The organism is Streptomyces sp. NPDC054956 (assembly GCF_053609185.1).
Map to the genome: position 1 here is coordinate 1 of NZ_JBSGXB010000320.1, position 8,344 is coordinate 8,344.

Sequence of the window (8,344 nt, forward strand, 5' to 3'; positions counted from 1 at the left end):
CCGGACACCCGCGCCTCAAACGCCGGCGGGGCCGGATTTGCCCGGCGGGGCTGATTCTGTCCGGCGGGGCCGAAAGCCGCGGCGCCGGACATTGACCGTTCTCGGAACCCACACATCGGAGACCCACCCATGACAGCCGCGTCCCCACCGGAGATCCTCCGCGCGCCCCTCGTCGTCGAGTTCCCGTTCACCCGGTCCCTCGGGCCCGTGCAGAGCGCCTTCCTCACCGGGCTGCGCGAAGGCGTCGTGCTCGGAGTCACGACCGCCGACGGCAAGGTGATGGTGCCGCCCGTCGAGTACGACCCCGTCACCGCCGAGGAGATCCGCGACCTGGTCGAGGTCGGCAGCACCGGGACCGTGACCACCTGGGCCTGGAACGGCTCCCCGCGCCCCAACCAGCCCCTCGACACCCCCTTCGCCTGGGTCCTCGTACGGCTCGACGGCGCCGACACCGCGATCCTGCACGCCCTCGACGCCCCCGGCCCCGAGGCGGTCGCCACCGGCATGCGGGTCCGCGTGCGCTGGGCCGCGGAGCGGACCGGGGCGATCACCGACATCGCCTGCTTCGAGCCCGCGGATTCCGCGGACGGGGACGGGGCCGCGCAGGCGGCCCCGCACGGCGGGGAGTTCGCCGACCCCGTCACCGGCATCGTCGCCCAGGCCCGCCTGGACTACACGTACAGCCCCGGCCGCGCCCAGAGCGCGTACATCGCGGGCCTCTCGGAGCGGAAGACCATCGGCGAGCGCTGCCCCTCCTGCCACAAGGTGTACGTGCCCCCGCGCGGCGCCTGCCCCACCTGCGGGGTCGCGACCACCGACCAGGTCGAGGTCGGCCCGGCCGGCACGGTCACCACGTACTGCATCGTCAACATCAAGGCCAAGAACCTCGACATCGAAGTCCCCTACGTCTACGCCCACATCGCCCTCGACGGCGCCGGCCTCGCCCTCCACGGCCGGATCGGCGGCATCCCGTACGACGAGGTGCGGATGGGGCTGAGGGTCGAACCGGTCTGGACCGAAGGCGGGCGCTACCCCGACCACTACCGCCCCACCGGAGAGCCGGACGCGGACTACGACGTGTACAAGGAGCTCATCTGATGCCAGGCACGCCGAGGACGCAGCGGCACGCGCGCGAGGTAGCCGTCGTCGCCTTCGCGCAGAGCGACCACCTGCGCCGCACCGACGAGCTCAGCGAAGTCGAGATGGTCATGCCGGTCCTGCACCAGGTGCTGGCCGCCACCGGCCTGAAGGCCGGCGAGATCGGCTTCACCTGCTCCGGCTCCAGCGACTACCTCGCCGGCCGGGCCTTCTCCTTCACCATGACCCTCGACGGCGTCGGCGCCTGGCCGCCCATCTCCGAATCGCACGTGGAGATGGACGGGGCCTGGGCCCTGTACGAGGCCTGGGTCAAGATCCAGACCGGCGAGGCCGACACCGCGCTCGTGTACTCGTACGGGAAGTCCTCCCCGGGATCGGTGCGCGACGTCCTGACGCGCCAGCTCGACCCCTACTACCTGGCTCCGCTCTGGCCCGACTCGGTGGCCCTGGCCGCCCTCCAGGCTCAGGCGCTCATCGACGCCGGCGAGACCGACGAAGCCGGACTCGCCGCGATCGGAGCCCGCAGCCGGGCCGCCGCGAACACCAACCCGCACGCCCAGCTCACCGGCGCGATCCCGCAGGGCGACTACCAGGTCGCCCCGCTGCGCACCGGCGACTGCCCGCCCATCGGCGACGGCGCGGCCGCCGTCATCCTGGCCGCCGGGGACGTGGCACGGCGACTGTGCGAGCGGCCGGCCTGGATCACCGGCATCGACCACCGCATCGAGGCGCACAGCCTCGGGCTCCGCGACCTCACCGACTCCCCGTCCACGCGGATCGCCGCCGAGCACGCGGGCGTCTTCGAGGGCCCGGTGGACACGGCCGAACTGCACGCGCCGTTCTCCTCCCAGGAGGTCGTCCTGCGCAAGGCCCTCGGACTCGGCGAGGACGTGACCGTCAACCCGTCGGGCGGAGCGCTCGCCGCCAACCCGGTCATGGCCGCCGGCCTGATCCGGATCGGCGAGGCGGCAGCCCGCATCCACCGCGGCGAGTCCGACCGGGCCGTCGCGCACGCCACCTCAGGCCCCTGCCTCCAGCAGAACCTGGTCGCCGTCCTGGAAGGGGACCGAGCATGAGCACGACGGGCAAGGAGCCGGTGGCCGTCGTCGGCATCGGCCAGACCAAGCACGTGGCCGCCCGCCACGACGTCTCCATCGCCGGACTGGTCCGCGAAGCGGCGGCCCGCGCACTCGCGGACGCCGAGCTGACCTGGGCGGACATCGACGCGGTCGTCATCGGCAAGGCCCCCGACTTCTTCGAGGGCGTGATGATGCCGGAGCTGTACCTGGCGGACGCCCTCGGCGCCGTCGGCAAGCCCATGCTCCGCGTGCACACGGCCGGTTCGGTGGGCGGCTCCACGGCGCTGGTCGCCTCCAACCTGGTGGCCGCCCGCGTCCACCGCACCGTGCTCACCCTCGCTTTCGAGAAGCAGTCCGAGTCCAACGCCATGTGGGGGCTGTCGCTGCCCGTCCCCTTCCAGCAGCCGCTGCTGGCCGGGGCCGGCGGGTTCTTCGCCCCGCACGTGCGCGCGTACATGCGGCGCACCGGCGCCCCCGACACCGTCGGCTCCCTCGTCGCGTACAAGGACCGCCGCAACGCGCTGAAGAACCCGTACGCGCACCTGCACGAGCACGACATCACCCTGGAGAAGGTCCAGGCGTCCCCGATGCTGTGGGACCCGATCCGCTACTCCGAGACCTGCCCGTCCTCCGACGGCGCCTGCGCGATGATCCTCACCGACCGGGAGGGCGCCGCCCGTTCGCCGAAGCCGCCGGCCTGGCTGCACGGCGGGGCGATGCGCAGCGAGCCGACGCTCTTCGCGGGCAAGGACTTCGTCTCCCCGCAGGCGGGCAAGGACTGCGCGGCCGACGTCTACCGGCAGGCGGGGATCACCGATCCGCGCCGGGAGATCGACGCGGTCGAGATGTACGTGCCGTTCTCCTGGTACGAGCCGATGTGGCTGGAGAACCTGGGCTTCGCCGAGGAGGGCGAGGGCTGGAAGCTCACCGAGGCCGGGGTCACCGAACTCGACGGCGACCTTCCGGTCAACCCGTCCGGGGGTGTGCTGTCCACCAACCCGATCGGCGCCTCGGGCATGATCCGCTTCGCGGAGGCCGCGCTCCAGGTGCGCGGACAGGCCGGGGAACACCAAGTCCCGGACGCCCGAAGGGCGATGGGCCACGCGTACGGCGGCGGCGCGCAGTTCTTCGCGATGTGGCTGGTGGGAGCCGAACCGCCGTCCTCCTGAACGGAATCCGGTTTCCGGACGGGGTGCCGCACCGGCCACGAGTGACGGATCGTGGCCTGTGCGGCACGGCGTGCGATGGTTAACCTGACCCCGGGACGACGACGTACCGGGAGGAGCAAACACGTGGCCGAGAGCATGACTTCGCAGGCGCCGGCCGGCTGGGGGAAGCCGGATCTCGATCTGACCGGGGCCGACTGGCAGTCGAGCAGCCGAGGGGCGGGTGACGTCCAGATCGCCTTCGTGGAGGGGTTCATCGCGATGCGCAACGGCGACCGCCCCGAAAGCCCCTCGCTGATCTTCGCGCCGGACGAGTGGCGCAGGTTCGTCCTGAACGCGCGCGGCGGGGAATTCGACCTCACGTAGCCGACGGCACGGCACGGGAACACGGCGCACCACCGGGCGCGGAAGCCGCCGCCCCGGTGGCCGCCGTATCCCCTTGCCGCCCGTGGGGCGTCGCGGCATCATGGGCCGCATGACGATCATCCGCCGAAAGGGCGATGCCGCGTAGACGGCCCGGCGCACTGCGCGCCGAACGAGGAACGTACGAGGGCCGCAGGCCGCCCGCCTGGGCGCGGGCGCTCCCGCCCGTGGACCGGCTGCCTCCCGAGGCGGCCGCGGCCGTGCACTGGGCCCGCCCCGGACGGGCCGGTGAGATCGCGGGCCTGCTGGCCAGGTACCGCGTCTTCCTGAGCCGCCCCGGCCGCCACCTGTACCTGGGCCCCTCCCCGTGCGCCGACTGTCCGGGGTGCGCCTTCGCCGGCGTCGCCTCCGTCCGGGACGAACTGCGCGACCACCACCGGCTGCTGCCGCCGGTCGCCCGCGAGGCCCTGTGCCGCGTGCTGCGCGGCCTGGACGACGAGTTCCGCCGCCGCACGATCGAGGACCCGGACCCGCCGGACTCCGGACGGGCCGACCGGCTCGGCCGCCCGCTCGCCTGGTGGCACCGGCGGCTGCGCGGGGAGGAGCCGGAGCCCGACCGGTCCGAGTACTGGTGACGCCGGGGGACCGCACCGGGGTGTCATCCCGGCCGCGGCTCGACCCCGGGTACGGTGGCGGCGTGAGCGGAGAGAGCGACCTGCGGAAACTGCTGAGCGGAATGCGTCCCGAACTGAACGACGGGCTGTACGTGTTCTGCACCATCCCCGGCGACACCGACCCGGAGGCCCTGGCCGGGCTCACCCCCGTCGCCAGCATCCTGGAACCCGAGGGGCTCACCCTCGTCCTCGGCCAGGAGGAGGCGGACGAGGCGGGCCTGCCCTACGAGTACACCGCCGGGTGGATCACCCTGCGCGTCCACTCCTCCCTCGACGCCGTCGGCCTCACCGCCGCCTTCGCCACCGAACTCGGCGCACACGGCCTGAGCTGCAACGTCATCGCCGGCTACCACCACGACCACCTCTTCGTCGCCGCCGACCGGGCGGCCGAGGCGGTGGCCGTCCTGGAAGCGCTCGCGGCCCGGTCCGCGGAGGACTGAGCCGCGGGGGCGGGCCGCGGACGGGTGGCCCGGGCAGGCCGCTGCGGGACCGTGGCGGGGCCGCTGCGTGGCCGTGGCGGGGGCGCTGCGGGGGCGCTGCGAGGCCCCGGCGAGGCCCCGGCCGGGCACCCCGAAAGGAAGATCAGCTCGATTTCCGGCACGGGCCTTCCCGCGCGCGTGCGCGGGCGTACGCTGATCCTCCGAACAGGCCTGGGGGGTACCAGCCATGACGGAACGCCGGACCCGCAAACGGCGCACGATGTTCGAACGCGACACGGAGCTCGCCGCCGTCGACGAGGCCCTGGACCAGCTCGCCGGCCCCGACGCCGACGGAGCCCTGCTGGCCTTCTCCGGACCGGCTGGCCTCGGCAAGACCACCCTGCTGGCCGAGGTCCGCCGCCGCGCCCACGCCGCCTCCTGCACCGTCCTCGCCGCCCGGGGCGGCGAGCAGGAGCAGAGCCAGCCCTTCCACGTCGCCCGCCAGCTCATCCAGCCCCAACTGGCCGGCACCACCGACGACGAACTGCGCGCCGCCCTCGGCAGCTGGTACTCCATCGTCGGCCCCGCCCTCGGCCTCTGCGCCGCCGAACAGGGCGCCCCGCCCGACCCCCAGGGCCTGCGCGACGGACTCGACTGGGTCCTCACCCACCTCATCGTGCAGCGCGCGCCCGTCACCCTCGTCCTCGACGACGCCCACTGGGCCGACCCCGAATCCCTCTCCTGGCTGGCCGCCTTCGCCCCGCGCACCGAACACCTCCCGCTGCTCCTCGTCGTCGCCTACCGGCCCGACGAACTGCCTGCGCACGCCGAGGCCTTCCGTACGCTGCCCGGCCGCGCCGGACACCGCCCGCTGACCCTGGCGCCGCTCACCGAGGACGCCGTCTCCACCCTCGTCCGCGAAGCCGTCGGCGAGCACGCCGACGACGCCTTCTGCCGGGAGGCCTGGGCCGTCACCACCGGCAATCCCTTCGAGGCCGTCGAACTCACCGCGAAAGTACGGGACAAGGGCCTCGACCCCGTCGAAGCCAGCGCCCCGCTGCTGCGCGACCTCGCCGCCGCCCAGCGCGGCAGCGGACTCGTCGCCCGGCTGCACAGCCTCGGCCCCTCCACCGTCCGCTTCGCGTGGGCCTGCGCCGTCCTCGGCACCGCCATCCCCAGGGACCTCGCCGCCCGTGTCGCGGGCCTCGGCACCGAGGAGGCCGTGGACGCCACGAGGAGGCTGCGCGAGGCCCGCATCCTGTCGGCGCCGGCCGAAGCCGCCGTGACGGGCGGATCCGTCGGGGCCGCGGCACTCGTGGGTGCCGGGGGACTCGTGGGCGCCGCGGAGTTCGCCGGGGTCGGCGGACCCGGCGAAGAGGAGGGGGCCGGGCTGGAGTTCGTCCACCCGCTCATCGCCACCGCCATCTACCGCGCCATCCCCGACGCCCTGCGGGTCGCCCTCCACGGCAAGGCCGCCGCGGCCGTCGTCGACGCCGGACTCGGGCCCTCCGCGGCCGCCCGGCACCTGCTGGAGACCCACCCCGAGAACGACCCCTGGGTGGTGCGCACCCTGCGCGAGGCCGCCGGCGAGAACCTCCGCGCCGGCGCCCCCGAAGCCGCCCGCCGCCAGCTCGCGCGGGCCCTGCGCGAACCCCCGGACTTCGACGAGCGCGCGGCCGTCCTCTACGAGCTCGGCTGCGCCTCCCTGCTCACCGAGCCCGCCAACACCGTCAACCACCTGCGCGCCGCCCTCGCGGAGCCCTTCGAGGACCCGGCGCTGCGGCAGGGCATCGTCATCCGGCTGGCCCAGGTGCTCTCGCACAGCGACCGCCTCGCCGAGGCCTCGGAATCCCTCGCGCGGGAGATCCCGTACACCCAGGACGTACGCGCCCGCCTGCGCCTGCAGTCCGAGCAGTTCATGTGGGACGCCTTCAACGCGGCCGAGACCGACTCCCCGGCCCGCTCGCGCCGGCTCGCGAAACTCGCCGACCGGCTGACCGGTCGGGACCTCACCGAGCGGTACGTGATCGGGCTGCGCGCGTGGGACGCCTGCCTGCGCGGGGAGCCGGTCGACGTGGTCCTCCACCACGCGGGCCGGGTGCTCGAAACCGAGTTCAGCTGGGCGTACGAGGACCGGGGCTTCGAGGTTCCCGTGCTCGTCGCCATGGTGCACATGTACGCCGACCGGCCCGGCCGGGCCGAGGAACTGTTCGAGGCCGGCACCGCGGAGTTCGAGCGGCAGGGCTGGCGCGGGGCGCACCTGTCCTTCGCGTACAGCCTGCGCGCGTACATCCGCTACCGGCGCGGGCGGCTGGCGGAAGCGGAGGAGCTGGCGCGGGCCGGCCTGCGGCTCGCCGAGCGGGTCGGGCGGGGCACGCCGGTGCACTGGTACACCATCGCGATCCTGGTCACCACGCTCCTGGCGCGGGGCCGGGTGGACGAGGCGTGGGAACTGGCGCAGGAACACGAGTTCGGGGAGCCCTTCCCGGCGGCCGTCGTCTTCCCCGACTCCCAGACGGTGTACGCGGAGCTCCTGCTGGCACGCGGCCAGACGAAGGCCGCCGCGGCGGAGCTGGAGGCGGTGGACCGCAGGCTGACCCCGCGCGGCATCCAGAACCCGACCTGGTGCCCGTGGCGGCTCCACCTGGCCCGCGCGGTGTACGCGGAGGACCCGGCGCGGGCGCGTTCCCTGACCGCGGAGGCCGTCCGCCAGGCCCGCGCGTTCGGCGCCCCGTCGGGCATCGGCCAGGCCCTGCGGGTGGCGGCGGAGGTGGCCCTGCCCGGGGACCGGGAGGCCCTGCTGGAGGAGTCGGTGGCATTCCTGTCCGCATCGCCGGCGGGCTATGAGCTGGCGCTCGCGCTGACCGCGCTGGGGCGGGAGCGGGCCGACGCGGACGTGACCGTACGGGCCGTGGTGGCGGCCACGCAGTGCGGGGCGGAGGGCCTGCTGGCCACCGCGTGGGAGGCGCACTTCGCGGCGGGCGGCGGCATGCTCTGCGGGATCTTCTGGGAGGACGAGCTGGACCAGGACGACTGGGAGGTGGTGGACCGCCTGCTGGCCGGCGACACCACCGTCTCGGAGCAGGACCAGTCCCTGGTCTACCGCAAACTCGGCACGGACCAAGCGGGCCTCCACGAAGCACTCCGCTCGGTACCCCGCCGGGCCTGAAGCCCCCGAACCGGTACGGGGTCCGGCCCCGGCCCCCTACGCCTCACCCCTCGGAGGGTGTGGGGAGGTCCGCCCCGCCGGGCTGGATGCGGTGCGCGCGGTGCCCGCGGGCATCGTGGCGATCTGCTTGACGAAGTCGTAGAGCTGCTTGGCCACCGGGTCGCGCTGGTCGGTGTAGCCCTTGACCAGCTGGTCGCGGGTCAGGTCGAGGGCTTCCTGCCGCTTGAGCAGGTACGCCTCGGTCATCGCGTTGGCGCGCTTGGCGGCCTCCTTGGGGGAGTCCGCCGTGTAGGTGAAGCGCAGCACCATGGTCTGCGGCGGGTTGGTGACCTGCAGGCCGCTGCGCAGGGCGGCGAAGCCGGACGCGGTCACGCCC

General features: G+C 74.2%; 7 protein-coding genes and 1 pseudogene. 7 read left to right on the top strand and 1 reads right to left on the bottom strand.

Annotated elements, in window-relative coordinates; translation table 11 throughout:
* Positions 1-129: 129 nt before the first annotated feature.
* The 7 genes from ACWGDE_RS32690 (at position 130) to ACWGDE_RS32720 (ending at position 7,968) form a co-directional block, all read left to right on the top strand.
* A complete protein-coding gene (locus ACWGDE_RS32690) occupies positions 130-1,098 on the top strand; it encodes a Zn-ribbon domain-containing OB-fold protein (RefSeq protein ID WP_453392665.1) in 969 nt (322 codons plus the stop codon).
* Complete coding sequence (locus ACWGDE_RS32695; protein ID WP_453392666.1) at positions 1,098-2,174, top strand: thiolase domain-containing protein; 1,077 nt, start codon at positions 1,098-1,100, stop codon at positions 2,172-2,174. The genes ACWGDE_RS32690 and ACWGDE_RS32695 overlap by 1 nt, the downstream gene beginning before the upstream one ends.
* Positions 2,171-3,346, top strand: coding sequence for a thiolase domain-containing protein (locus tag ACWGDE_RS32700; RefSeq protein ID WP_453392667.1), 1,176 nt, complete (start codon positions 2,171-2,173; stop codon positions 3,344-3,346). Before ACWGDE_RS32695 ends, ACWGDE_RS32700 begins: the two co-directional genes overlap by 4 nt.
* Before the next feature lie 135 nt (positions 3,347-3,481).
* Positions 3,482-3,709 carry a DUF397 domain-containing protein gene (locus ACWGDE_RS32705; RefSeq protein ID WP_453392671.1) on the top strand — a complete coding sequence of 76 codons (228 nt, stop codon included), beginning with the start codon at positions 3,482-3,484 and terminating at the stop codon, positions 3,707-3,709.
* A gap of 134 nt (positions 3,710-3,843) precedes the next feature.
* Positions 3,844-4,341: a hypothetical protein gene (locus ACWGDE_RS32710; protein WP_453392668.1), complete on the top strand. Its 498-nt coding sequence runs from the start codon at positions 3,844-3,846 to the stop codon at positions 4,339-4,341.
* A 62-nt stretch (positions 4,342-4,403) separates the two neighbouring features.
* The gene (locus tag ACWGDE_RS32715; protein ID WP_453392669.1) at positions 4,404-4,820 is read left to right on the top strand and encodes an ACT domain-containing protein; all 417 of its coding nucleotides are present in this window, start codon (positions 4,404-4,406) and stop codon (positions 4,818-4,820) included.
* Between the two features lie 226 nt (positions 4,821-5,046).
* Entirely contained in the window at positions 5,047-7,968 is a 2,922-nt protein-coding gene (locus ACWGDE_RS32720) for an ATP-binding protein (RefSeq protein WP_453392670.1), read from the top strand.
* A 36-nt stretch (positions 7,969-8,004) separates the two neighbouring features.
* Here ACWGDE_RS32720 and ACWGDE_RS32725 read toward each other — a convergent pair.
* Positions 8,005-8,344, bottom strand: a pseudogene (locus tag ACWGDE_RS32725) (hypothetical protein); the annotation flags it as partial.

What these genes read in the sequence shown, in the direction of transcription:
- ACWGDE_RS32710 (WP_453392668.1), top strand. Translation starts at nt 3,844, where the DNA reads ATGCCGCGTAGACGGCCCGGCGCACTGCGCGCCGAACGAGGAACGTAC.
- ACWGDE_RS32700 (WP_453392667.1), top strand. Translation starts at nt 2,171, where the DNA reads ATGAGCACGACGGGCAAGGAGCCGGTGGCCGTCGTCGGCATCGGCCAG.
- ACWGDE_RS32720 (WP_453392670.1), top strand. Translation starts at nt 5,047, where the DNA reads ATGACGGAACGCCGGACCCGCAAACGGCGCACGATGTTCGAACGCGAC.
- ACWGDE_RS32705 (WP_453392671.1), top strand. Translation starts at nt 3,482, where the DNA reads ATGACTTCGCAGGCGCCGGCCGGCTGGGGGAAGCCGGATCTCGATCTG.
- ACWGDE_RS32695 (WP_453392666.1), top strand. Translation starts at nt 1,098, where the DNA reads ATGCCAGGCACGCCGAGGACGCAGCGGCACGCGCGCGAGGTAGCCGTC.
- ACWGDE_RS32690 (WP_453392665.1), top strand. Translation starts at nt 130, where the DNA reads ATGACAGCCGCGTCCCCACCGGAGATCCTCCGCGCGCCCCTCGTCGTC.